Origin of the sequence: Lutimaribacter pacificus, assembly GCF_900142185.1 — a bacterium.
Taxonomy (GTDB): domain Bacteria; phylum Pseudomonadota; class Alphaproteobacteria; order Rhodobacterales; family Rhodobacteraceae; genus Lutimaribacter; species Lutimaribacter pacificus.
Window position 1 is genome coordinate 19,898 of the sequence record NZ_FQZZ01000013.1, and the last position, 24,489, is coordinate 44,386.

At 61.1% G+C, this 24,489-nt stretch carries 28 protein-coding genes; 4 read left to right on the forward strand and 24 right to left on the reverse strand.

Annotated features, from left to right (window positions below; translation table 11 throughout):
- From F3H87_RS20060 to F3H87_RS20070, 3 genes are read right to left on the reverse strand one after another with little or no spacing between them, the layout of a single operon-like run.
- The gene (locus F3H87_RS20060; protein ID WP_054540759.1) at positions 1–291 is read right to left on the reverse strand and encodes a TrbC/VirB2 family protein; all 291 of its coding nucleotides are present in this window, start codon (positions 289–291) and stop codon (positions 1–3) included.
- Positions 288–971 (reverse strand): lytic transglycosylase domain-containing protein, encoded by a 684-nt coding sequence (locus F3H87_RS20065; RefSeq protein ID WP_149789502.1) that lies wholly within the window; start codon positions 969–971, stop codon positions 288–290. Before F3H87_RS20065 ends, F3H87_RS20060 begins: the two co-directional genes overlap by 4 nt.
- Positions 928–1,254, reverse strand: coding sequence for a hypothetical protein (locus F3H87_RS20070; RefSeq protein ID WP_010138156.1), 327 nt, complete (start codon positions 1,252–1,254; stop codon positions 928–930). The genes F3H87_RS20065 and F3H87_RS20070 overlap by 44 nt, the downstream gene beginning before the upstream one ends.
- 194 nt (positions 1,255–1,448) lie before the next feature.
- On the opposite strand from F3H87_RS20070, the gene F3H87_RS20075 reads away from it, so the two are divergent.
- Positions 1,449–1,727 (forward strand): hypothetical protein, encoded by a 279-nt coding sequence (locus tag F3H87_RS20075; RefSeq protein ID WP_394852177.1) that lies wholly within the window; start codon positions 1,449–1,451, stop codon positions 1,725–1,727.
- Positions 1,728–1,781: 54 nt separating this feature from the next.
- On the opposite strand, the gene F3H87_RS20080 is transcribed toward F3H87_RS20075, so the two are convergent.
- Positions 1,782–3,044: a Fic family protein gene (locus F3H87_RS20080; RefSeq protein WP_149789460.1), complete on the reverse strand. Its 1,263-nt coding sequence runs from the start codon at positions 3,042–3,044 to the stop codon at positions 1,782–1,784.
- A gap of 199 nt (positions 3,045–3,243) precedes the next feature.
- Between F3H87_RS20080 and F3H87_RS20085 the strand changes: the two genes are divergently transcribed.
- Together F3H87_RS20085 and F3H87_RS20090 are read left to right on the forward strand one after the other, a co-directional pair.
- A complete protein-coding gene (locus F3H87_RS20085) occupies positions 3,244–3,897 on the forward strand; it encodes a hypothetical protein (RefSeq protein WP_223228150.1) in 654 nt (217 codons plus the stop codon).
- 236 nt (positions 3,898–4,133) lie between these two features.
- A complete protein-coding gene (locus F3H87_RS20090) occupies positions 4,134–4,976 on the forward strand; it encodes a hypothetical protein (RefSeq protein ID WP_149789461.1) in 843 nt (280 codons plus the stop codon).
- Between the two features lie 114 nt (positions 4,977–5,090).
- Here F3H87_RS20090 and F3H87_RS20095 read toward each other — a convergent pair whose 3' ends face one another.
- The gene (locus F3H87_RS20095) at positions 5,091–5,336 is read right to left on the reverse strand and encodes a hypothetical protein (protein ID WP_149789462.1); all 246 of its coding nucleotides are present in this window, start codon (positions 5,334–5,336) and stop codon (positions 5,091–5,093) included.
- A gap of 40 nt (positions 5,337–5,376) precedes the next feature.
- On the opposite strand from F3H87_RS20095, the gene F3H87_RS20100 reads away from it, so the two are divergent.
- Positions 5,377–5,763, forward strand: a complete 387-nt coding sequence (locus F3H87_RS20100) for an ion channel (protein ID WP_223228151.1) — start codon at positions 5,377–5,379, stop codon at positions 5,761–5,763.
- Positions 5,764–5,780: 17 nt separating this feature from the next.
- Here F3H87_RS20100 and F3H87_RS20105 read toward each other — a convergent pair whose 3' ends face one another.
- The 19 genes from F3H87_RS20105 to F3H87_RS20190 form a co-directional block, all read right to left on the reverse strand.
- A complete protein-coding gene (locus F3H87_RS20105) occupies positions 5,781–6,545 on the reverse strand; it encodes a Na+/H+ antiporter NhaA (protein ID WP_223228156.1) in 765 nt (254 codons plus the stop codon).
- Positions 6,546–6,550: 5 nt separating this feature from the next.
- Positions 6,551–7,885, reverse strand: coding sequence for an APC family permease (locus F3H87_RS20110; RefSeq protein ID WP_149789464.1), 1,335 nt, complete (start codon positions 7,883–7,885; stop codon positions 6,551–6,553).
- Between the two features lie 24 nt (positions 7,886–7,909).
- On the reverse strand, positions 7,910–8,962 hold the full coding sequence (locus F3H87_RS20115) for an NAD-dependent epimerase/dehydratase family protein (RefSeq protein ID WP_188129272.1): 1,053 nt from the start codon (positions 8,960–8,962) through the stop codon (positions 7,910–7,912).
- 180 nt (positions 8,963–9,142) lie between these two features.
- Complete coding sequence (locus tag F3H87_RS20120) at positions 9,143–9,793, reverse strand: methyltransferase family protein (protein ID WP_017467753.1); 651 nt, start codon at positions 9,791–9,793, stop codon at positions 9,143–9,145.
- Positions 9,790–10,056 carry a DUF2933 domain-containing protein gene (locus tag F3H87_RS20125; RefSeq protein ID WP_081749914.1) on the reverse strand — a complete coding sequence of 89 codons (267 nt, stop codon included), beginning with the start codon at positions 10,054–10,056 and terminating at the stop codon, positions 9,790–9,792. The genes F3H87_RS20120 and F3H87_RS20125 overlap by 4 nt, the downstream gene beginning before the upstream one ends.
- A 107-nt stretch (positions 10,057–10,163) precedes the next feature.
- On the reverse strand, positions 10,164–12,644 hold the full coding sequence (locus F3H87_RS20130; protein ID WP_149789466.1) for a phosphoketolase family protein: 2,481 nt from the start codon (positions 12,642–12,644) through the stop codon (positions 10,164–10,166).
- An 18-nt stretch (positions 12,645–12,662) separates the two neighbouring features.
- Positions 12,663–13,565 carry a ribose-phosphate diphosphokinase gene (locus F3H87_RS20135; RefSeq protein ID WP_043847455.1) on the reverse strand — a complete coding sequence of 301 codons (903 nt, stop codon included), beginning with the start codon at positions 13,563–13,565 and terminating at the stop codon, positions 12,663–12,665.
- Positions 13,562–15,070 (reverse strand): thymidine phosphorylase family protein, encoded by a 1,509-nt coding sequence (locus F3H87_RS20140; protein ID WP_043847457.1) that lies wholly within the window; start codon positions 15,068–15,070, stop codon positions 13,562–13,564. Before F3H87_RS20140 ends, F3H87_RS20135 begins: the two co-directional genes overlap by 4 nt.
- Positions 15,067–16,449, reverse strand: coding sequence for an MBL fold metallo-hydrolase (locus F3H87_RS20145; protein WP_149789467.1), 1,383 nt, complete (start codon positions 16,447–16,449; stop codon positions 15,067–15,069). The genes F3H87_RS20140 and F3H87_RS20145 overlap by 4 nt, the downstream gene beginning before the upstream one ends.
- A 2-nt stretch (positions 16,450–16,451) precedes the next feature.
- A complete protein-coding gene (locus F3H87_RS20150) occupies positions 16,452–16,811 on the reverse strand; it encodes a DUF5676 family membrane protein (protein WP_043847459.1) in 360 nt (119 codons plus the stop codon).
- Positions 16,812–16,920: 109 nt separating this feature from the next.
- On the reverse strand, positions 16,921–17,085 hold the full coding sequence (locus tag F3H87_RS21895) for a hypothetical protein (RefSeq protein WP_157835932.1): 165 nt from the start codon (positions 17,083–17,085) through the stop codon (positions 16,921–16,923).
- 183 nt (positions 17,086–17,268) lie between these two features.
- Positions 17,269–18,465 carry a phospholipase D-like domain-containing protein gene (locus F3H87_RS20155; protein WP_223228152.1) on the reverse strand — a complete coding sequence of 399 codons (1,197 nt, stop codon included), beginning with the start codon at positions 18,463–18,465 and terminating at the stop codon, positions 17,269–17,271.
- Positions 18,466–18,589: 124 nt separating this feature from the next.
- Entirely contained in the window at positions 18,590–19,750 is a 1,161-nt protein-coding gene (locus F3H87_RS20160; RefSeq protein ID WP_149789468.1) for an NAD(P)/FAD-dependent oxidoreductase, read from the reverse strand.
- A gap of 292 nt (positions 19,751–20,042) precedes the next feature.
- On the reverse strand, positions 20,043–20,738 hold the full coding sequence (locus F3H87_RS20165) for a CBS domain-containing protein (RefSeq protein WP_149789469.1): 696 nt from the start codon (positions 20,736–20,738) through the stop codon (positions 20,043–20,045).
- Between the two features lie 39 nt (positions 20,739–20,777).
- Positions 20,778–21,377 (reverse strand): ubiquinol-cytochrome c reductase iron-sulfur subunit, encoded by a 600-nt coding sequence (gene petA, locus F3H87_RS20170; protein WP_149789470.1) that lies wholly within the window; start codon positions 21,375–21,377, stop codon positions 20,778–20,780.
- Positions 21,374–22,219, reverse strand: coding sequence for an enoyl-ACP reductase FabI (gene fabI / locus F3H87_RS20175; RefSeq protein ID WP_149789471.1), 846 nt, complete (start codon positions 22,217–22,219; stop codon positions 21,374–21,376). Before fabI ends, petA begins: the two co-directional genes overlap by 4 nt.
- Complete coding sequence (locus tag F3H87_RS20180) at positions 22,212–22,391, reverse strand: hypothetical protein (protein WP_149789472.1); 180 nt, start codon at positions 22,389–22,391, stop codon at positions 22,212–22,214. Before F3H87_RS20180 ends, fabI begins: the two co-directional genes overlap by 8 nt.
- A 6-nt stretch (positions 22,392–22,397) precedes the next feature.
- The gene (locus F3H87_RS20185) at positions 22,398–24,161 is read right to left on the reverse strand and encodes a DUF3141 domain-containing protein (protein ID WP_149789473.1); all 1,764 of its coding nucleotides are present in this window, start codon (positions 24,159–24,161) and stop codon (positions 22,398–22,400) included.
- Positions 24,154–24,483: a hypothetical protein gene (locus F3H87_RS20190; RefSeq protein WP_043847469.1), complete on the reverse strand. Its 330-nt coding sequence runs from the start codon at positions 24,481–24,483 to the stop codon at positions 24,154–24,156. The genes F3H87_RS20185 and F3H87_RS20190 overlap by 8 nt, the downstream gene beginning before the upstream one ends.
- Between the last annotated feature and the right edge of the window lie 6 nt (positions 24,484–24,489).

The following is a 24,489-nucleotide window of genomic DNA, read 5'->3' on the forward strand; positions in this document are numbered from 1 at the left end:
TCAGGTCGTCCAGATGGCGGCGACGATGGTGGGCGCCGCGGCGATGCCCGCGATCGCGACGACGACCCAAAGCGCTTGGCGGAAGTCGAGGATGCCGAAGAGCCAGGAGAGGAAGACGCCGATCAGCGCGAGCGTGCCGATCACGATGCCCAAAGGACCGGTGATCGCATCGACGATGCCCTGCAGCAGCGTCTGCACGGGCGAGAGGTCGATGCTTTGGGCCAGAGCGGGGCCGGCCAGCACGATAAGGGCCATCGCGCCGAGCGCGACGATCGAAGGTCTCGATGTCATGAAAGATCTCCTCTGAGCCGCTCAAACACGGCAGTCACACGGGCCACATGCCCTTGGGTTTCTCGAAAAGGGGGGATGCCGCCGTGGCGTGTGACCGCCTCAGGGCCAGCGTTGTACGCCGCAAGGGCCAGAGAGCCCTCGCCGAACTGCTCGAGCATCATCAGCAAGTAGCGGGCTGATCCGTCGAGGTTCTGCGCAATGTCATGTGGGTCCACGCCGAGGTCGCGGGCGGTATCCGGCATAAGCTGGCCAAGGCCTATGGCACCGACAGGGCTACGTGCAGCCGGATTGTATGCGCTCTCGACTTCGATATTGGCCCGGTAAAGGAGCGCCCAATCAGTGACTGAAAGCCCTGCGCGACGCAGCGCACCATGCCCGGCATACCGCAGAGCCGTGGTCTCGATCGCATGGAGGATTTCTGGGGTGGCGCGGGCGGCGGATCGAGCCGGGATCGCTGTCTCGCTCGTTGCGTCAGGAACGCGAGGTTCTGCGAAGAGAAAAAGGCGCCTGTTTGCCTCTTGAGAAGTGGAAATCAATTGGCCGTCTGGGCCAACCGAAAAGATGAAACCGTCGGCCAGGGCCGGGGGCGCGGAACAAACGCCTGTACCCAAAGCAACGACGAGCGCAGTTGCGCGGTCAGCTGCCTTTGACCGGAGGCGCGGCGTGGCGCTCGCGGCCACCTTCTTCAAGTGGGATGCTAGCGGTCGTACAGCCCATGTCGGCCAAGAAACTGACAAGGCCAACGATGGTTTTGAAGTCGCGGAGCTTGAGGACGCTTCGGCTGGTGACGAGCATCTTATCGTCACGCCCATCAGTGGCGACGGCGCGGATGACCCACGAGCCGTACCAACTGTTATGGCGCTTCTCTGCTCTCTCCTTGCAGACCACCTCAATGAGGTAGCCCTCGGCGAGCAAGCCGCGCAGTCCGTCTTCTGTAACCACATTCGGGGCTTCTTCTATCATGGCCTTCCCTTGGGTCCTTGTTCTGCCTGGGTGCAGTATCAGGCCCACGGGGTCGCAACACCGTGAGCGATACAAAACAACATTAATGATAGCAAGACAATAATAACGTGTTGACGAAGTTCGCCTTGCTCCGATAACGGTGATAGCCGACAGAATGATAATCTTAAAGGCGGCAAAGGAGTTTTGCCCTGCGCTTGTTTATTGCGCGCAACGCACCGTTGCTGTTCGCGTTCCTGCTTGGAAGCATGCCGATAGCCGCGGCAGCAGATTGCGTACCTCCCGAACGACCGTTCTTGCCTCAGTCGCAAGAAGACATGCGTGCCTACGCCGATCTGATCAGAAGCGATTTCGAGACCTACATTGCCGATGTGCAGGACTACTTCCGTTGTCTCGACACCGAGCGAGCCCGCGCCTTTGTTGAGGCGAGGGAGGTCAGCGATGACTATGCCCGGTTCCTCAATGCTATCGAATAGAGATGCTCGGCCATTTTCTTGATGCCATCAAGCATCACCGCATTGTGCCTAACTTCATGTGCCTTTTTCGGGAAACAGCCCGGGCATCCACCGACCTGCATACTTGGCAGGGAACGCCAGCTTGAGCGGCGCGCGGGTCGAGGTCGATGACAAAGCCCCCGCTTCAAGTAGCGCAGATGTCACCCGCCGCGCGGTGCGATCACTCGTGCCAAGGATGGACTCGACCTCCCCTCGTTCGATCTGCCCCTGATAGAGGACGGCTTTCAGCACGGTATCGGATTTTGGAGGCAACGCCCCGGCGCGGATTTCTTCTTCGGCCCAGATCAGGATACGGTCACGCAGCCGATCAGGTCGCATAAGACTTTCCATGAACTCCACCTGGTCAATGCAGGTGCGCAGGAAGAAGCCGGCGAAGGAAGCAAGCGCGGCTTCGCTCAGCGTCCCACGCCCGTCGCGATCTCCACGGCGAGGACCGTCGCAGGAGGCCAGGTGCTCCTTGTAGGCGGCCTCTTCACGTGCAAGCCCGCGCGCCACAGACCAGAGGCCGCGTGTATCGAGCGTTCTGCGCAGCATGGCGTAAGACATGAGGCGGGCAACACGCCCGTTACCGTCGAGGAAAGGGTGCACCCACAGAAGCCGGTGATGCGCGCAAGCCGCAGCAAGGATTGGTTCGATCCTGCCGGGGAGGCTGTAAGCCTTGTGCATACGTTCGAGAAATCGCGGCACCGCGCCAGGGCTGATGGCAACGTGCCGCCCGACTTCAACGTAGCGCGTCCGCAACTCGCCGGGCCCGACGGGTATTCTTTCGCCCGTCTTCGGATTTTCGACGAAGAGAAGCTCAGGCGGCAGCAGCTCGCAGAAGCGGCGATGCAGTTCGATGACAGACACCGGCGATGTTGGTGGTTCGGCCATGCCATCTTCGTCTATCCATTTCTGAACGGCGACATGCGCCTTCGCTTCAAGCTGAAGGTTTCGCCTCGATGGATCGGCGCTGTAGTCGCCCTGCATCGCGCGTTCGATGTCGATGGGATGGGTGTCGTGCCCTTCGATGAGGTTACTGTAGTAGCAGTTCATCGCCCGCACGAGATCTGCCAAAGCCTCCGAGACGGAGGAAGGCAACCCGCTCCGGAACGCGGCAGACTTTTCTGCCAGCTCGAGCGCGAGATCGTTTAGACCCGCGCGCGCTGGTGCACCTTCAGAAACCATGAGTGGCTCGAACAGTCCTACCGTTTCTCCATCATCCGGGATTGTCACTTGTCCTGCTTTCTGGCCGCTTTGATGGCCATAAATCACCTCTTCTAAACCACAGACTATCATGAGGTTGCCGACTCATAAAGTGGCATCCCGTCCGCCAATTTGGCCGGTTCTTTGGCCGCAACTCCACTGCGGTCCGCTGCCAGGTTTGAGAATTTGACGAGCGACAAAGGCAAGACTAGCAAGCAATCTTCAATCAAATCTCCTTGTCATCATTAATGTTGTTTCGTATCGCTGCACCATTATAGATGGAGTCGGCATCATGAAGCACGTGATCCACTGCGTGGCAACAGCCACGGCAATAAGCATATCCGGACTAATGGCCTCGTCAGCTCCGGCTCAGGCCTATCAGGTGGATTGTGCGATCCTCCTCTGCCTTGCGGGCGGTTGGCCTGCCTCTGCTCCCTGCGCGCATGCCAGAGCGGTCTTCATTCGGCGGATCACGCCATGGCCGATCGAGCCGCCCTTACAAATCTGGCGGTGCCCAATGGGTGTGTCGTTCAAAGACCCCAGTCCAATGTCGCCTATGGAACGCCTTTATGACATCACGTTCCGCTATCCGCCCGAACCGCAGGAATCGACTCCTATGCCCCTTGTCCGCGTCCAATCGGATGAACAAGCCGACATCGACATCTCGGGCGACGCCTTTGATTTCGTGCGCAGCATTCGCGTTTATCACATCCAGTACCGCCAGCATGAAAACCGAGATGGCGACTGCAATCGCAGCGACTCGACGCGATTGGGGTCCTACGGCGTGCAGGGCGACTACCGATGGACAAGATCCACCGTGGGCCAGGTGCCAGCCGCATCCGGCCTGAGCATCCCGAATGGATGTGGCAGCTACTTTTACCGCTCCGTCTTCGTCGACTGGCGTGATCACGCCGGGAACTATGGTTCTGAAGAAGTTCGCTACTGACAAAATCTGCGCGCGGTTTTGCCGCGCGCGTCATCTCAACCCCGCACGGGAGGCTGTGCAAGACCCCTGAAAAGGAGACGACGCCAGACCGTGAAGCCTGACGCCGTGCTAGAAAACTCCGTGAACAAGAGTTTCCTAGCGCACCGCCAAAACACCTGCAACCAGCAAAGTTGTTTTGCTGGCAAGAATGTTGTTGTCTCACGACATGGCGTCGGATCTCCAAGGAGACCTCGACCATGGAACCTACGACCGGCCTGATCCTGCGACGGATCACGCAGACAAATCTCTCTGTTGCTGCGCACAAGCTTGCTACCCTCATCCTCGATGCCATCGCCTGGAAGGATGGCTACAACGGTTTGTCGCGCGGAACGGCAGCCTTCACCCTCTCGGCCCTGGCGGAGAAGATGGGTGTTTCACGACAATATCTTTCGGTTCTTTTGAGCGAACTTGAGACGTCGGAATTGCAGCTCGAGCGGGCAAAGCCGAATGGCAAGTTCGCGCCCTGGATTTTTCGGTTTTCCGCCTTTGACGAGGAGAGTGAAACTCATGATCTCGTGTCAGGTGAAGGCGACACATCACTATCTAGAGAAAATAATAACAAAACTATCTTCTCAGGGCTGATCGAAATCACCCCGAGTTCGAACGTTTTTCAGACCAGTTGGGCAGAGCTCATCAAAGCAGCGAAGGCCACGTTGCCCTGCTGGAACATCGACACCCAGGTCATCTGGGATCGCTTCCTCGCCTTCAACCGGTCCCGAGGCAACGGCAGGGTGCCGGCCGGCTTCCTGCTTGGCTTCATGCGCCGATGGCGGAATTCGCCAGGGACTACGCCTCGTCCCGAGGTGAAACCATCGCAGAAACGGGTAGCAGACCCCAAAGAGCGCGAATTGCTGAGACAGATGCAAGCCGCCCCGACTGCGAACCGCCAGTTCCACGCGTCCGACCTGTGTCGTTTGATCGGTCACGCTGCCTACGAAGCGCGGGTACTGGATGTAATCCGCAAGTTTGGGTGTCAGAGGTTCTCAGCAACCTTAGCGGTGCACGGACAAGCGGTGTTGGCAGGGGAAATTTCCAGGTAGGTTCGGTTGCCAAGCTTTGGAGCCGGGAAAACCCCGCTACAGATTCAATATCCGATAGTGAAGTTTATGTAAATTTTTGGTGAAAGCCCTGAGATCTGAGAGTCGTTCTTTTTGCTAATTTGGAGAGTTTCTGTTGTTGAAACGTCCAGAAAACGACCAATTTCGACATTGGATTTCCCGCGAAGCAGGATCGGTCAACAGGCGCTGCAATAACGCGCAAAAAATCGCCTCCCACATCGTCCAGTAGCCTGAGCCTCCAAAAATGGCTGATCCTAGTTTATCTTGACGCATTGGGTCAAAACCCATTCTCGTGTCGACAAAATCAAGAGAGAGATGACCGTTGTCAATTTCGATATCCATATCCGTCGCACTCTTCGTCGCCACAGCCTATTTGCATCTGATGTCCCTGCGCTTCTGCTCAGGCCGCATGGCATCGGTTCCAATGCGGCCACATACGCGCGTGCTTTCCATCGTGAGTCTGTTGTTTATCACCCATCTATTCCAGATCGGGCTCTTCGCAGGCGGCTTCTGGATTGCGGGGGCGTGGTTCGGGATCGGTGGCTTTGAGGGACCCGACATGGCACACTTGCTCGACTATCTGTATTTCTCGGCCGTCATGTACACATCGCTCGGGATCGGAGATATCGTCCCGACCGGGCATCTGAGATTTCTCGCCGGTGTCGAGGCACTGAACGGGCTTTTGATGATCGCCTGGTCTGCATCCTTCCTGTTTGCGACAATGAACCGTCTGTGGGACTGGGAACCTTGCGTTGAGCCCAAGGACTAGGAATGCGCTTACCTTCTCTATGGTCCGACCGATCGACATTTTCTTAAAGCGACGATGCCGAGAAATGCGGCGGCAGCTGCACTGCCCACAACGGCGAGTTTTGCCGTTGCGGTGATCGGAGTTGCATGAAATGTCGCATCGACGATGAACAAGCTCATGGTGAAACCGACACCGGACAGCAGTGCGACCCCAATGACGTCCCGCATCGAGGTGCCGGGCGGGAGTGTTCCGATGCCGAGGCGAAGCGCCAGGAGTGTTCCGGCGAGAAGTCCCAAAGGCTTTCCGACAATCAGCGCCATCGCAATACCGATGGCCACGGACCATGCCTGTGGATCGGCGGGAAAAAAATCCAGCATAACGCCGCCGTTGAAGAAGGTGAAGATCGGCACGACAAAGAACAGAGCAAATGGCGAAACGCGCCGCTCAGCGCGCGCTGTCGCTCTTGGCGGAAACGACGACAGCGGCAGAGAAAACCCGACAATTGCCCCTGCAATCGCTCCTTCGAGACCGGTCAGTATAAGTCCTGCCCAGAGAACGCAGCCGAAGGCGAGGTAAGGCACGAGCGATGCCCTTCGGGTTCGATTGAGTAGAAATAGACCTGCCAAGCCGCCAACCACCATCCAAAGCGGCCAAAGCTGATCGAACGATCCGTAGAACAATGCGATGACAATTACTGCGCCGAGGTCGTCGAAAATCGCGGCGGCCGTTGCAAAGGCGATGATCGCAGGACCAAGCTGACCCGAAAACAGCGAAAGGACGCCAAGGACCGATTGCGTGGCCACATCCGTCAACTGTGGGCGGGCTCATCTTGCGGCGCCAGCCAGCGCGACAGGTAGGCGCGTTCGAACAGAAAGACTCCCGCGATCGTAACGGCCGCATAGGCGACGATGGCTGGATCGCTCTGCAGCTTCATGGCGGTGAACGCGACGAGAACAATTGCATCGAACCCGAGAGCCGCAAGAATGACGACGCCAGAGGCGCCGATTTCCGCCCGGCGGAAGCGCCAGACACCCCAATGCACGACCATGTCCATGATAAGGTAGAAGAACGCGCCCAGCGATGCGATGCGGCTCAGATCGAAGAACACGGCGAGAAAGGATGCGATCACCACCGTGTAGACCAGTGTATGCCGCTGGATCGGTCCGGACATGCCGAAATGGCTATGCGGGATCATCTTCATATCCGTCAGCATCGCAAGCATCCGCGAGACAGCAAAGACGCTGGCCAGCACGGCAGACGCCGTTGCGACGACCGCCAGAAGAACCGTCAGCAGGAAGCCCACCTGCCCCAGTGCGGGTTCCGCTGCCTCGGCCAGAGAATAGTCCTTGGCGGCGATGATCCCGTCGATGGTGAGGCTGGAGCCAACACCGAAAGCTACAAGCAGGTACACAACCACGCAAAGCGCAATCGAAATCATGATCGCGCGGCCTACGTTGCGGTTGGGATCGGTGATCTCGGCGCCGCTGTTGGTGATCGTAGTGAACCCCTTGAACGCAAGAATGGCGAGCGCGACCGAGGCGACGAAACCCATCGGGCCGAAATCCACAGCGTCCCGCGACGCGGCAGCGAATTCAAACCCGCTCGACCACAGGGCTGCGATCCCGAAGAGCGCGATGCCCCCGATCTTGATTGCGGCCATGACCATCGAGAACAGCCCGATTGACCGGTTGCCCGCGATGTTCACGAGGAAGGCAAAAAGGATCACCCCAACAGCAAGGATGGGCACAAGTGGCCCGCCCTCGATATTAAAAGGGCGCAAAAGATAGGTGGCAAAGGTCCTAGCGACGAGGCTTTCCGCGATCACCATGCTGAGCGCCATTAGTAGCGCCGCACCTGCCGCAACGGCCCCCGGTCCGTAGCATTTTTGGAGGATCATCCCGATCCCCCCGGCCGAAGGCCACGCATTCGACATCTTGATATAGCTATAGGAACTGAACCCGGTGACGATCGCGCCTATGATGAAGGCAATGGGAAAAAGCGGCCCGGCCAGCTCGGCGATCTGCCCTGTCAGGGCAAAGATCCCTGCCCCGATCATCACGCCCGTGCCCATGGCAACCGCGCCGCCCAAAGTGATGGAGTTCTTCTTGTAGCCGTCGCCGCCGTGGCCGTGCTCGTGATTCATGATTTGCCCCGTCTTTCCCGTTTCTTAATTTGGCCTTTGCCAAGCGTTCGTGTGTATGGCCGCTCCGCCTGCCAAGTGGCGACGCAGACAGCTCAGCGCCTGCTCCAGATCAAGGTGGTCAACAATCGAATTGGCCCCTGCCTGTCGCGCATCGCCGAACCGCATTGCATCAAGTGTCACCAATATCATCGCAGCCGTCAAATCAGCCTGATCGCCACCTTCGAACAGGTTCGCGGCAATCTCTTTGCCGTCGCGATCGAACGCAACCGCCGCGATCCGTGTTCTTAATTGCCCGAATTGCGGCAGCCACTCTGAAAGCTTTGTCAATCGCCGGGAATGCTCTGACATCCAGCGTCCGAGCCAAAGCCGTTGTGCCACTGCAAACAGGCGTGTGACAAATGGCGGATCGACGGCCAGGTAATGGTGAACACGGACTTCGCGTCCGCCAGGATGAATTCCCTCATCGGGAAACGCCACATCGAGCGCCAGTCTCGGCGCCTCGTTCTGTGCGAAACTGAACCACCAGGGGTGCGTGCCAGGAAATACAGACCGGCCCGTCACCGGGTCGTCATAAGGCTGTCCAAGCGTCCGAAAGAACCACTCAGACGCTGCCTTCCCATAGTGACGGCCCATGCCAAGCTCGACTCCGATACGCAGCGTCTCTACCCGTTTGTCGCTTGCCAGAGCTGCCGCCATCAATGTGCTGAGACCCGGAGCAGTTCCAACACCCGTCACAAGACACCCGTTTTTCCCGTCCGCCGCCCGGATCAGGGCGTGGACATAGCTCGGCGTCGCCGATGTATCGAGCACCGTACCGCCTCTTGCGAGAATTTCAGCGACCAGCCCCGGCGGTGTCGCTTCGGTCAGATTTACGACCATGGCGTCGTCGGGAAGTGAATGGGCCGCGTCGGGGCGCGCCACGTCGAGGGCTGTGTAAACCACGTTTTCATGCGCCGTTTCAACCGCACGGTTTCGCCTGGAAACCGCCCAAACCTTCCATTCCTGATGGTCGGAAAGGAGGCGAACAAGCCGCGACCCGACATCACCGGATCCTCCGAGGATCACCAGATTGCTCACTCCGTTCACCCTCTTGGTCTCGGCGCTTCTAAATCGCAAATCCGTCTTGCATTTCCGATATCAAACTCAATCTTCGATCAATTCGCAGGCGAGCGCTCGATCGTCGGGAAAAACTGACGCCGCTCCGGTTTCCCGATAGCCAGCTTGCGCTCTGCAAAAAACGGAACAGAACGCTTGCGTTCATTGCGCGGCAACTTCCCGGAATCGAGGCAGAAACGCCGGAACATTCTCTGCATATCTCTCCCATGCCTCGCCAAACCGGGCCCGACTGTCGGCCTCCTCGCTCTTGGCAAGTCGCGCATACATCCAGACCAGAACCGGGAACATTGCAAGCGTGAGGATTGTCGGCCATTGCACGAGGAACCCTGCCATGATGAGAACGAACCCCACATATTGCGGATGCCGTATCCGGGCGTAGGGACCCGTGACCGCCAGTCGCCCGGCCCGCTGTGCTGCCCAGAGATGGTGCCAGGCCACCGAGATCAGCCAGAAGCCCCCACCGATGAATGCAAAGCTGAGGAAATGGAACGGCCCGAAATGCGGGTTCGCTTCCCAGCCGAACATCATTTCCAGAAGGTGCCCGCTGTCATGGGCGAACCAGTCAATCCCCGGCCAGTTGGATTGGAGCCAACCCGACAGGAAAAAGATCGTCAGCGGAAACCCGTACATCTCGACAAAAAGTGCCACGATGAAAGCACTGAATGCGCCGAAGCTGCGCCAGTCACGCGATGTCTGTGGCTTGAAGAAACTGAACGCGAACAGAATGAAGACCGCCGAATTGATGAACACGAGCAGCCAAAGCCCGTATGACGATCCCGGGTCGCTCGTCATTTGTCATCACCCGATCCGCGGCCGCCATGTCCGCCGTGGCCACCATGACCGCCATGCATGAAGAAATGCATGCCAACACAAAGCAGCAAAGGGAGCCAGATCAGCAACCCGCTGCCCAGAATGTGCACCCGATGCTCGTAACCCAGCAGTAGTCCACCAAGGATGAGCGCAAAGATCAGGTAGATGCCCGCGCGTGATTTCCAGAACGAGGGCGGCCTCGGCGGATTGTCATTATCCAAATGTTTTTCGTGATGTCTTGTCATAACACATTCCCGTAGTCAGTTGTGGATCGAGGGGACATGAAACCAGCCCCCACGCGTCGGAGCCATTCGCGCAGTTTCTGCAAGGTTATGGCCAGTCTTTTTTCGCGTCATACGTCATGTCCCTTGAAAAGAACTCCTGCGGGCGCGCGACGTCCCTGAACCGCATCGAATTCGGCTTCTGTCAGAAAATCAAGCGCCCGCCGCCCCGTGACATCCGCCGCAGCCGCAAGAACATGCGCCCAGCTTGATCGGTTGGCGAACAGCATCCCGTTGGTATCGAGTGTACCGCCGCGACCGCAAAACCCGAGGAATTTCGACTTCCGCAATCCGGTATCAAGGCGGCGGAGGAGACCGCAGAGCGGCTCCGGCCTGGTATGCGCGACAAAAACCCGGGCGCCTGCCGTTTCGGGAAAGAATATTTCGAGCGTCGCGTCGGAGGCGGTCATCTTCGCCTCATGATCGTCGCGGGTGCTGCGGAACCGTCCCGGCTCGACCATCACGATGACACGGTGCCGCACGCTCTTTTCTTTCAGGCGATCCGACGCCGTGAGAGTTTCGGCCAGTTGGTAAGCGCCAATGGCGACCAAGATCAATTCCGGGTCATCGCCACCGACATCGCGCAGGCAGACCGCGCCGTCGGCCAGCGCCCGTTGCGCCAGTTCGGGAGATAGCACGTCTGGAACTTCGCGCTTGGGAACCACCATCGTCCAGATCGCCCCGTGTGATCGAAAGACATCCCGCAGGCATGCGACGGCACTGTTCCAGTCCACAGGAAACACGACGCGAGAGAGATCGGACATCTCCGCCCACATCGTTTCGGCGGCGGTCGTGTCCTGATGCGACAGCTCGTTCTTGCCATTTTCCCACGTATGCGAGGTGAGGACAACCGGCAGGCCAAGCCAATAGGGTTGGCGACCTGCGGCGATCAATTGCCGCGTGAAGATCAAATCCTGGCGCAAAGCGCCAAGCATTTTCGTGGCGAAGGCTTCGTAGGAGACTGCCAGATTGAGACCGCTCTTGTTTCCCAGAACGGCGCATATGACGGCTTCTTCGTTAAGGGCTGTTATCACGCCACCGGTCTCGGATTCCGGCATCCCGGGCTCGGGGGCGGTCACACGATGCTTCAGCAGATCTAGGGTCGCGTTCATCCTGTTGCTGCGCATTTCATCAGGGTTGCCGACGCGGGCGCGCAGGCCGGGATTGGCGAGGACAAGCGCTTCGAAGTATTGGTCGAGACCTTCCATCGGCGAGACGTTTCTGCGACCCTCAGAGGCGTGCCACGGCGGTTCGGGCAGGCTGGGCGTCACCGCCGGGCGCGAGATCAGGGGATGGGCCCGCTCCTTGGGACGTCCCGAGGCGTCATGGTTGTTGAGCGCAAGCACCGCATCCGACAGGTCTTTTGGCGGCACCCAGAGGTTCGCGGCACCTTCGTTGAAGTCACGGCGGGCGGCCGCGTCGGTTCGCGGATTGCCCTCGAGCGGCAGGTTATGCGCACGGTTCGTGCCGGCGCCGGGAAATCCGAAACCTTTGACCGTCTCCGCGATGCCGTAGTGTAGACGGATCGCAGGTGCTTCGTCCTTTTCCCGAACGGCCAGGGCTTCGGCGGCGAGACGTTCCTCGATCTCAAAGATCGCCCAAGCGAAGGCTGCCGGATCGCGCCCGTCCAGATCGATCGGATCGAAACCGTTCAGCCGCAGGTGCCGACGGAACCAGTCCACGCCGCCGGATTGCGCCATTGTCGTGCGCTGGTCGATCCGTCGACCGTTCGCGATCATGATCGGGGCGACCGGCCCGGTGTCTTTCGAACGCCACCAGCGCGGTGCCCAGTCGCTTCCGCGCTGTTCTTCGAAAGCACCGTCACTCATGAACGCCACAAGATGTTCACCGGGCTGAGGCATGTGCCCGTAGAGCAGTCCGGCAAAGCCGAGATAGCCGCCTTCGATGAGACCGCCGGCGGTATGCGCGTTCACATGGCTGCCGAGCGCAGATGCGGGGCGTCCCTCGGCGGTGATCTCGTAGGAATAGAAATCCCGAACGAAGCGCGTCAGGCCGGGATCGGAAAACGAGTATCGGTTCTCCTGTTCGGACGACATGTTGTTGACGATGAGGTTCACCGCGTCGATCGCGGCAACGCAATGCCCCTGTCCCATCAGCCAGGATCGTGTCATGCCGCCAAGCGCGTTTGCAGCCAGATAGCCGACATAGGCTGGAACCATGTTGAGCGACCCGCCGGTATGACCATCGGGACCGGCTTTGAAATCCTCGGCGTCAAGCGGTGTCCCGTCCGTGCGCACGTTTCGCGCATAGGTCATATGCACCACGAGCCACATTGCCGCCTTCGTGATGCGATCTGCTGCGGCGAGGATACGCCAGGCTTCGGCCCTGTCGCGCACTCGCCCGCGACGCTCGAGAATATCGACCATGTCGTGGACCCGCACCTGTGTCAGGTCGTCATGGGCCGCAAGACCCGCGCCAAGCACCCAATCCGCAAAGGCCGGTTCGTTGCCACGATAGAGAGCGGCCCGATCCCTTGTCCGCACTTGCCCGGCGGCCGGCGTCTCCAAGTGCCTGTTGTGGTTTTCGGACATCCTGATTTCCCTGCTTCTCTAGTCGATGCTTGTGCCCGCTCGCACCCCAAGCGACCCGAATGCTTCAGCCAGAACGTCGGCGATTCCGATCGCATTCGATGGATGCGGTATGGTGTCGGTGGTGATGATCCTTGCGGCACCGGCTGCCAGAATGTCATCATGTGCGGAACCGGCGAAAACCGCGTGGATCACGAGGCACACCGGCGCGCGGCTGCCCGCCGCAACGAGCCGTTCAATGGTGCGCACCAAGGTCCGTCCCGAAGAGGCGATATCGTCCAGGATCACGGGCGTGCCATCGCGCAACACGGCACTTTCCGGCACGCTGACCTCGACCTGACGGTCGCCGGTCCGGACCTTGCGCAGCACTTCATAGGGCCGTCCGGCCAGCCGGGCCACCTCGGCCACCCATTGCTGGCTTTCGCTATCGGGGCCCAAAAGAACAGCGTCGGGCAGGTTAGTCTTGATCCAGTTTGCAAGCAGTGGGGCGGAAACGGCGCGCACCGCTGGGATCGGGAAAACCTCCTCCAGCCGAGCGATCCGGTGCAGATGCGGATCGACCGTCACCAGCCAGTCGAAACTTTCACCCAGGAAGTGCGCGAAAAGCCGCGCGCTGACCGCCTGCCCAGCCTCGAAACGGCTGTCCTGCCGCATGTAACCGAGATAGGGTGCGATCAATCCGACGCGGCGCGCGCCCATCTCGCGGGCCGTCGCCGCGGCGAAGCGCAACGGCAGCGCATGATGGTCTGGATTGCGTAATGTCGCCAGGAGCGCCACGTCGGCCCCGTCCAGATCGCCCGGCAAGGTCATCAGGCTTTCGCCATCGGGGAAATGGTGCCAGTCGAGCGTGCGCAATTCCGCCCCCATCGCGAGTGCCAGAGTTTCGGTCAGTAGCTTCATTTCGGGAAACGGTATGAGGATCATGGGCCCTCCTCGGACAGCGTGAGAACCCCGGTTTGGGATTCGGCATAGGCCAGGGCATAGGCCAGTTCGCCCGCTGTCTCGGCATGGAGTTCATAGAGCGGCTGGCCCTCGTCCACCCGGTCGCCCAACCGCACCAGCAAGCGAATGCCTGCGCATTTCTGACGCGGCGCGCCTGCCAGCTTGGCGATGCGGGCGATCCGGCGGTTATCCACGGATGTCAAAAGGCCCGCGTGGGGGGCGTGTATCTCGATCCGCTGCGCCGCCGTTCCGGGTTCCCGGAACCCGCCCTGCGCCTCACAGATCGCCATGAACCTGGCCTCAGCCGCGCCGCTATCCAGCAGAGCCCGGGCCCGGTCTCGTCCCTGCCCCGCCACGCCGTCGGGAGCGAGGTCCAGAAGATGCCCGGCCAGATCCAGCGCCCTTTCGCGCAGGTCCGCAGGCGCATCGGGCGCGCGTCGCAGGACCGCCAGCACGTCGATGGCTTCCAGCGTCGGGCCGATGCCGCGCCCGACCGGAGCGATGCCGTCGCTGATATGCAGCGCCAGGTTCAGACCCAACGCATTGCTGACCGCTGACACACGGACGCCGAGTGCCTCGGCAGCCTTCTCAGAGCGCACCTTGGCCGTGGGTCCGACCGGCATGTCGATCAGGACATGCGTGGCACCCGCCGCGGCCTTCTTCGACAGTACGCTTGCCACCAACTGACCGGTCGAGTCGAAATCAAGCGGGCGTTCGACACGAATGAAATGATCGTCGGCGGGGCTGAGGGCGAGCCCGCCACCCCAGACGATGCACCCGCCTTCTGCTTCGACTACCCTGCGCAGCGCGGCGGCGTCGAGCGCAACGGGTGCCATGGCCTCCATCGTGTCGGCCGTCCCTGCCGGCGACGTGATCGCACGGCTGGACGTCTTGGGAATCAGGTGCCCCGCTGCGGCGATGATAGCAACCACGATCGGCGTCGTTCGATTGCCCGGCAAACCGCCGACGCAATGCTTGTCGAGAATGGTCCGCCCTCCCCAGTCGAGCGTCTGCCCGGCGCCCTGCATGGCGCGGGTCAGTGCCACGGTCTCGGGCTCATCCAGCCGCTCACCCGCACAGGCGGTGACGAAAGCGGCAAGCTCGAGATCGGACAGCCGGCTGTCGAGCGTGTCGCTCACGATTGCCGCGAACCCAGCCTGATCCAGCCTGTCGCCATAGGCTTTCGACCGGATCATCGACGCGGAAACGGGCGGTTCGGGATGAGAAAACGCTCCCTTGTCCCCTGCTCGCGCACCAAGCGCCGCCCAAGCCGAGGCGGACAGCGCCGCCTGATCCACGTCAAGCCACGCTCCGCGGCCAACGACATTCAGGGTTGCGATGATCCAACGGTCCTCCAGGTCGATCCGCACACGGGTCTGGGCCGCGAACCCCTCGGAGCGACAGATGTGGCAGTCTTCGTTCATATAGACGACCGGTTGCCGGTAGGTGTCGATCCCGGCGGGGACAAGAGCAAGCGTATCGGTCATCGCGGCCGGTCCAGATAGACGGATTCGAGGTGCTCCGGGACGCGCACGGATCGTCCAAGCTCGTGTTTGACGCGAAATCTCAGGGTGTCCGCAGCCGAAGGTTCCCCGTGGGTCAGATAGGTCATCGTGGGTGCGGGACCGGCGGACATCCAGCGCAGGATTTCGTCGGCATCGGCATGCCCGGAAAAGGACTGGAGCTGAACCACTTCGGCCTCGATCGGGAACTCTCGTCCGAACATGCGCAAGGTTCGCGCGCCATCGGCCAGCACCGCGCCACGTGTTCCGCCGGCCTGAAAGCCGGACAGCAGGATCGTGTTCCGCCTGTCGCCGCCAAAGCTTGCCAGATGGTGCAGGATGCGCCCGCCGGTCAGCATTCCGCTGGCGGAGACGATGATCATCGGGCCCTGGCGCGTGTTCAGATCCTTCGATTGCTCGACCGTGTTGACGCGCTTGGCAATCTCGAACATCGCGACGCAGTCTTCGCGGCTGACGTGATGCTCTGCGTGGTGGCGGTGATAGATATCGGTCGCATCCACGGCCATCGGGCTGTTGAGGAACACCGGTACATAGGGAATGTCCCCCCGCGCCATGAGCCGCGCGATATGCAGCATCACCCCCTGCGCCCGTCCGACCGCAAATGACGGGATCAGTACCGTGCCGCCACGGGCAAACGTGCGCTTCAGGACTGGGGCCAGTTCGGCCTCGGGGTCGGTATCGGGATGGGAGCGATTGCCGTAGGTGGATTCGCAGACCAGCACATCGGCTCCACCGAACGGTTTCGGCGGCCGCATCAGCGGATCGGGATCATGGCCCAGATCGCCGCTGAAATGGACGACCCTGTCGCCGATCTCGAAACGGATCTGGGCGGCGCCCAGAAGGTGCCCGGCCGGGATGAAACGGGCGGCGACCCCGTCGCCGAGGTCGATCCTCTGATCGAAGCCATGCGGCCGAAGGCGTTCCAGCGCCGCCTCTGCATCCTTGAGCGTATAGAGCGGTTTGGGGTTCTTGTGTTTGGAAAACCCCCTCCGGGCGGCAAAGTGCGCCTCTTCTTCCTGAATGTGTCCGCTGTCGGGCAGGATAAGCCCGCAAAGGTCTGCTGTCCCCTCGGTGCAGTGGACCCGGCCGCCGAACCCCGCCCGGATCAGCGCCGGCAGGTATCCCGAATGGTCGAGATGTGCATGTGTGAGCAGCACAGTGTCGATCGTGTTCGGACGCACGGGAAACGTTTTGCGGTTGCGTTCTCGCAGGTTCTTGAACCCCTGGAACAGGCCGCAATCCACGAGAATGCGCCGTCCCATGGCCTCGATCAGATAACGCGATCCCGTCACGGTCCCGGCGGCACCCAGAAAGCGTAGTTTCGGACGTGTGATTTGTGTCATGCCTAAGTCTCCCTATTCGCGATGGCGTTGAAGAGCCCGCCGAAGATCAACGCGGCATACCAGCCATAGAGAAAGCTCTCGACCAGACCGACGATGAAGCCAAGCGGTGTCAGCCAGACGAACCCTGGCAGCAGGCCGGACCAGGTCTGGTACATCGCATAGCCGGGAAAGATCAGATCGAACGCGATGCAGACCAGATAGGTCACCGCCAGAAACAGGCTCAGCGCCCAGCCCAGCGGCACAAGTGGCAGGCGCGCGCGCCCCGTCGCGGTATCCGCGCCCATGACACATGCCCCGCACGTCATGCGCAGGGCCAGGAAAAGGATCGCCGCGACTGCGGTGAAATAGATGATAGGCATCATGGCTTGTTCCCTCCTCGCCGCCGGTGGGACCGGTCCGCAAGAGCCTTGCTATCCGGCGCCGCCGTGCCGTGGCTCGCGCGGGACGCAGATCCCGCGCGGGGGTGTCGTGTCAGTGGCCGCAGCAGCAGCCGGATTTGGCCGGCGTCTCCTTGGCGGATTCCGTGACGCGCGGCTCGGGCTTGGCTTGGCCCTGCGCGTCGGATTTGCCGCCGCAACATCCGGTCGATTTCTCGGCGGCGCTGGCTTGCTTCGGGGTATTGGAAAGACTGTCCATCTGGACCTCCTCTTGTTGCCTTCGTTCTATAGACGCGGCTCGACGGACAGCATTACAGGAATTCGGACATTGGCGCGTTTGCAGTGTGAGGATGCGGGCGGTCTCGCAGGCCGGAGGCAGTCGTTTGGCAGCTCCGACCGGGACGCCCGATCCGGGCTGGCATGGGTCGAGCGGTTCTGACAGCTACAGCAGTCGTCGCGCGGCCCAGCCAATCGCCTCCAGGCCACGCGCGCGCAAGCCGCGGCGGTGCCACGCCGGCTGGGTGATTTCAGCGGCCTCTGCGAGGTCGCCCAGATACTGCGCCTGCAGTTGCTCGGCCAGGGTCCGATCCCGAGCGATCAACACGAGCTCCTGGTTGATGAACAGGCTTCGGTAGTCGAGGTTTGCCGAGCCCACGATCGACCAAGCCGCGTCGATGACCGAAGTCTTGGCATGCAGTTGGCGCGGCAGGTATTCATAGACCCTCACGCCCGCCGACAGAAGGTGCGCATATGCAGCCCGAGTCGCCCAGCCGGCGACCGGCGGATCGCTCCGGCGGGGGACCAGCAAACGTGCGTCCACGCCGCGCCGGGCGGCGGCCTGAAGCGCGCGGTCGACCACGGTTCCAGGACTGAAATATGGTGAGGTCAGATAAACGTGGGTTTGCGCCATTTCGATCAGCCCCGCATGCAGACAGGCAAGCCGCTTGCGGCACAGGCGCGAGTAGCTCGGCACCAGCAACCCCTCGATCCCCTTGGTATCATCGGGAATCGCGCTGGCCGGAAGCTGGCCAGCGTCAAGCCAGAGTCGCTCGAAATGCCTGACAGCGAGCTCCACCAGCGGGCCCGCGACGCGCACATGGGTGTCTCGCTGACGGGTCTCGCCGTGAAGTCGGCGCGAGTTCAGTCGGCGTATGTTGAAACCGCCCAGGAATGCTTCCCGGCCATCGACGACCAGAAGCTTGCGGTGGTTGCGTTGCAGATATCTCAGCGGGTGCAGCAGGCTGAAGGGGCGAAACCAGCGGAACCGGACCCCGGCCTGTTTCAATTCGTGTCGCAGCCTGCGAAAGTTTCTCTGGCCGGCACCGAAGGCGTCGAGGTGCAGCCGCACGTCAAGGCCGGCGCGCGCTTTTTCCGCGAGCGCGGCCACGAAACGCGCGCCGACCTCGTCGGCCGCAAAGATATAGGACTCCATGCGGATATCGCGCGTCGCGCGCTCAATCGCGGCGATCATCTCGTCGAAAAGCACATCGCCTTCGACGAAAAGCCGGAACGTGCCCTCGCCCTCGCCGAGGTCCGGCACACACATCGCAGCGCGCGCATGTTTGCTCGACCGCGAGACGCCCGTTGCTTTGCGGCTGATACCGTCCGCCCGAATAAAATTTCTGTCAAAGACGCGCATGGTTCCCGCTTAGCGCATCGTGAATCTGGCAGCAACGTCAGGGTCGTCGACTGGTGCGCCGCTTCCTGATATGATGGCGCGAGAACCTGCTTTGGTCTCGATGGTGGCGCAATGGCCACGGCCGTCAGGCACCGGACACGTCATGGAGACCGTGCTGGCACCAGACGCAATCGCAATCGACATGGTCGCAACTGCGGTCTTTGAGAGGTTCGCGATAACGAAACCGGGAGAGTGGCAGCACGAAGCGCTTGGAGAACGACAGCCGGTAGGCCGAAGCCAATATCGATCGGGTGTCGTTCGCATCGAGTTTTCCGATCAGATAATCCAATCCGCGTGTACCCGTGTGGTTGAACATGAACCGATTGACCACGCCGGCACTCAGGCCCGGCTCCAAACTCTGCCGCCAGGCCTCGGTGTAGTCGGTTCCGTGTATCAGGCTCTCTGCCGCCAGCCGGCCCGTTCGCATCGCATAGCGCAACCCGAATCCTGCCAGCGCGTCCTGAAACCCCGCGTGCTCGCCGATCACCGGTTTTCCGCCCTGCATCGCTGTGCGTGGCAATCTGACATTTCCGAAACCGCCGAAGCCGCGCGCATTCTGCATTTGCAGCCCGGCGTGACGTTCGAAATACGATACCGTCGCCGCAAGATGCTTCGCCTGGTCGCGAAACCCCGTGAAGATGCAACTCGCCACCGTTCCGCGTCCTTCGTTCACGAGCAGATATGCGTAGCCCTTCGGGGCAAGTTCCGGCCCGAACGCAAGCCAGGCACCATCGGTCATGGCCGTGTTAAAGACGTAGCCGACCGCGATGATATCAGCACGGCGCGGCCCGCCTGCCAGGATCATGTTCCCCGCCGTGGCCGTGACCCGATCATTGAACCGCACCTCGACCCCGGCCGCTTGGGCCTGATCCAGCAGGGCACGGTCCAGCGTCCCCACGGCGTTGCCCCGCCGAAACAGATAGAACAGGGGCTTTGAATCATGAACCCGGTGCGCCGTGGCGCGGCTGTCAAAGACGACGCCTTCGGTGATACCGCGATGATCGAAATCGGCGGCGATTCCGACCGCAGCGAGTTCGTCCAGAACGTCCTGCGCGTCGGTCCAGTTCTCCAGACCCTGAAAATCGTCATGGAAACGGTGACCGACATCCTTGTGCCATTCACGCACCGTGACCCGGCGGTTGGCCTTGGCCAGAACGATCGCGCAGACGAGGCCCGCGGGCCCGGCTCCAACAATTTCAATCTGGTCATCGCTGCCGGCGGAATGGTCGGGCACAGGTGCCATCATCTCGCCGCTTTCCGGCGCCCGGTACCGCCGTGCCTTCTGGCGTCCAGAGTGCAACCGCAAGATCCACCGACCGGTACCATGCGGCAGAGGACAAGCCGGTCAACCGGTTTGTGCGACGATGCCAGGCATCCTTCCTCTGCCGAACCTTGTGTAAACGCCTGCGGGGTCTGATTTCCCCGCAGGCCATTTCTCCGCACTCTTCTGCACCACATCAGTGCCTTTCGAGCATGCAGGAAACTTTTCCGGCCCGCAGGCCATGGAAATGGTGCGGAGCCTTGGCCGACAGTATTGATCATATGCCGTAGGCCCATGCCGCCAGTCGGCCCATATGGATGTCGACGCTGCGGACACCAGACACGTTTTCCACCGCGACCCGGATGGCGTTCTCTTCGAAATCGCTGTCGGCAACGCCCCAGACCGCCACATTGCCGTTATCAACTGTGTAATTGACCAGATTGACCGCTGCACCGGGCACCTCTTTGAGCGCCTCGTCAATCTTGGCGCGCAGCACACGATCATCGCTTGAGGGCTTGGAAAGTGCCCCGTCCGGAATTGTCGACAAGGCATGGAGCAGGTTTGCCCGACTGACAATTCCGACCACGCGCCCCGCGCGCAGCACCGGCACCCGTTTGATCCGGTGCTTTTCCAGAAGACGCGCGATCTCGGCGACCGTCGTGTCCTCCTCGACCGAAACGACATCGCGGGTCATCACGTCCGCTACATGGCGGCTATTGAGCTTGACGAAGTCCTGGGCAGAATTGCCAGAGCCGCCCAGCACCTCGAGCCACCAGGACCGGCGCGGGCCGTCGGTGTCGCGGACGCGCCGCATCAGGTCTCCTTCGCTGACCACTCCCTTGAGGGCGCCGTCCGCGTCTACGACGGGTAGTGCGCTGACGTGATGATCGAGCATCAAGCGCACGGCGTCCTCGACTTTTCCGTCCTGCGGGACGGAGATCACGGACGTCGTCATAATATCCTTGGCTTGCATGTCGTTGTCTCCTTCGCAAATAATGGGCCGATGCACCGATCAGGTGCCGATCACCAGCTGCAGGTCATCGCCCAAATCATAGGGGGGGATGTCAAGGTTGCGGGGTGCTGGTCCTTTCCGTATCCGCCCCGACGTGTCGTAGTGCGATCCGTGACAGGGGCAGAACCAGCCGCCGAACTCGCCCACCGCAGATCCGTCCTGACCCAGCGGTATACAGCCGAGATGGGTACAGACACCGATGACGATCAGCCATTCACCATCCGCATCTGCCGTGCGGTTTTCGTCTCGTGCGGGCACTTCGCCGCTCTGGTTGGGGTTCTCGCGCCCGCTGTCGACCGGATCGGCAAGATCGTCGAGTTCGACGGCACGCGCCGCCTCGATTGCCGCAGCAGACCGGCGCCAGACGAAGACCGGGCGCCCCCGCCACTTGACCGTAATGCGTTGGCCCGGTTCGACGCCGGACAGATCGACCCTGACCGTACCGGAGGCGGTCACGTCGGCTGAGGGGTTCATCGAGTCAATCAGCGGCCAGACCGCAGCCCCGACGGCAACCGCGCCGGTCGAGGCTGTTGCATAATACAAGAAATCGCGCCGCTCAGTTGCGGGCGGCGGAACTGGGTCGTCTGCGGTCCTGTTCATCGTGAATCCTCCGACTTGACGCTCATCTGGGTTGAAAAGACCGGACTTTCGATGTGAACACCCGCGTCTACATGCAACACTTCTCCGGTGATGCCGCTGGTATAATCGCTGGCGAAGAGCAGGGCCGAGCGGCCCACCTCGTCGGCCTCTATGTTGCGCCGCAAGGGTGCTGCGCGCGCGGTCGCCTCCAGAAGACTTGAAATGCCGGTCAGCCCCGATGCTGCACGGGTCAGCACCGGACCCGCCGAAATAGCGTTGACACGGATGTTTGACGGCCCGAGTTCATGCGCGAGATAGCGCACAGTCGCTTCGAGCGCCGCCTTGACCGGCCCCATCACATTGTAGTTTTCCACCACGCGTTCGCCGCCAAGATAACTTAGCGTGATCAGGCTGCCGCCGCCGGACATCAACGGTTCGGCAAGATGCGCCATACGGATCAGCGAATGCACCGAAACGGCCATCGCTTCCGAGAACCCCTCGGCAGAGCAATCGGTCAGCCGACCATGAAGGTCGGCGGGCGGCACGCTGCCCACGGCGTGAAGAAGGAAATCGAGCTTTCCCCAGCGTTCTGCAATGGCATCGAAAACGGCATCGAGTTCATGCGGTGCCTTCACATCGCAAGGCAGGACGATGGGCGCTTCAAGCCGCGCGGCCAATGGTGTCACGTGGGTCTTGGTGCGCTCGTTGACATAAGTGATGGCCAACTGGGCACCCGCTTGCCGGAAATGCAGCGCGGCGGGCCACGCCAGACTGCGTTCATTCGCGATGCCGATGACCAGGCCCTTGCGACCGGACAGGTCCAAAAGTTCCACGGGATCGCAGCATTCGGGGAAGTCAGGCATCTTCCGATTGAACCCGGGTATCGGCGGGTGCGTCCGGCACCTTCTTCTGTGCAGTTTGACGCTTCGCGGTCTTGCCGTGCTTATGCCCGCCGTGTCCATGCCCGAAGAGATGCAATGCAGCCATCCCGCCGACCACGAGGACCAGAACCCAGTTTTCGATAATCCATTCCATGATTGTTCACTCCTTGTTTGATGTGTCGGACGGTTGGCCCGTTTGCGTAGTGGTGGCGAAAGGAAAACTGCCGTACATCGCGCCGAAGACATGTGTTAGCCATGCATCGCGCGCTTTGCGCAAGGCACCGAGGTTTTCGCCGGTACGCGCCAACAACGCGCGTTCGGCAAGGATGGCGGGATGGTCTTTCGGCAGGGGATCTCGCGTCTCGCGCACGGAGTCGGCTGTGGATTTCACCAATGCCATCCATGGGTTCACACGTTCGGAAAACATCGTTCTGGTCCATCGCATCGGATGCAGGGCGCGCAGCATCTCGGCACTGGCCGGAGAAGTCGCGGCCTTGATCCAAGGGCTAACAAATGTCGAATAGGCCGCCTCGTTGATCCGTGACATCTGCGCGACCTGCGCCAGCGCTCCATGGTCTGACCCAAAACCGAGATCGTCGACGTCGCGCTGCTCAAAACGCACGTCGTAGTCGTCGGTTTTGCGCTTTGCGCCCCCGGAAGGATTATCGATGACCATCTCATAAAGCCCGGGCGCCAGCGCCTCGACCGCCTCCAGGCTTTCCAGGATCGCCCGATGCTGAAGCCGCGCGACGGACCCGGAGACGAAGATACCCAGATGCCCGACAGTCTCGTGCGTCATGTAGACGATGCGCTGTCCTGCGGCCTTGAGCGCTTCGGTGTCAGGATATAGCTTGGCAATCCAGCCCAACGCCTGCTGCGGCGGGGTGATGTTGTCGCCCTCCGAGGCAAAGACGATGATCGGGTTGCGGATCCGTTTCAGATCGATGGTACAATGCGCGTCCAGTTGCATCTCGCCCTGCTCCAGTCGATTGCCGATGAATAGGTTCTGAGTGATGCCGAGAATTTCCTCGCGGCTCAGCGTATAGTAGCCGTTCCACCAGCGTTCGAAGTCGAGGAACCGTTCACGTTCGGTATCGGCATGGGAAAAGAGGTTGGCGTATTTCTCCCAGATCGCCTTTTCGGGTTGCAGTGTTTCGAAGTTCTGCGCCAGCCACGCGCCGTCGAACCGCCCGTCGCCCAGATCGGCGATCATGTGCGCCGCCCACGACCCGCCCGAGAGCGCGCCGAGCATTCGCATCGGGCTGGTGGACGCGTCGCCCGACCAATAACTGAGCGGAGAGCCGTTCAGCACGATGGGCCCGGTCAGACCGTCGCAATCGGCGGCCAGCAAGGCGGCGGCCCAACCGGCCTGGCAATTGCCGTAGAGCACGGGTGCTGCGTTCGGGTGACGGCGGGCGACTTCGGTGACGAAGTCACGCAGTGCATAGTGTACGTCAGCCAGCGTCTGGCTTGGCATGGGTTCTGGAAAGAAGATCACGAAATAGACCGGATGGCCCTCGTGCATCGCCATGCCTACTTCGCTGTCATGCTTGAAGCCGCCGATGCCCGGCCCATGACCCGCGCGCGGATCAATGACGATGACCGGCGGCTTTGCCTCGTCCACGCAATCGTCCCAGCAATCTTCGCCTGCCCGCGTGATCCGGAGCAGTGCATAATTGGCGGGCCGGTCGAAGGTGCGGGCATCCAGCAAGAGCTCGTAATCGAAGTCCAGAAGCGGCGGCATGCCCTGCCGTTCATGTGCGATCATGTTGTCGGCGCGTTCGCGTAACGTGTCGAGGAACAGCACCCAGCGTTCAAAGGCGTCCTGAGCGTAGGGCACATTCGCGCCAGCCGAGGTCTGTTCCGGCACAGGTTGAGAGGATTGCGTGGGCGTCACAGTTGCAAGGCGCAAGCTCTTATTCATCGTTGGCTTCCTTCTGTTCATCGATTTCTCCGGATGGCCGCCCTGCAAGAAGCGCAAGTGCGAGGTCCTTGGCGACCTCCTCGCGCAGACCGGTCAGCAGGTAGGCCGCATCACCGGGCTTGAGGCCCAATGCGCGCGCCGCTAATTCCGGGGGTTGCTTTAAGATTTCCACGCGCTGGAACAACGCTAATGCCATCGGGGCATCTGGATGCGCGGAGGCCTCTGCACAATTGCATATCATCCGCGACATTAACTCCGGAACGGCGGCATTCCGCGACGGTTCCGTTGCTCCCGAACGAAAATTCGTCGTCTCCGGTGGCATGATCCC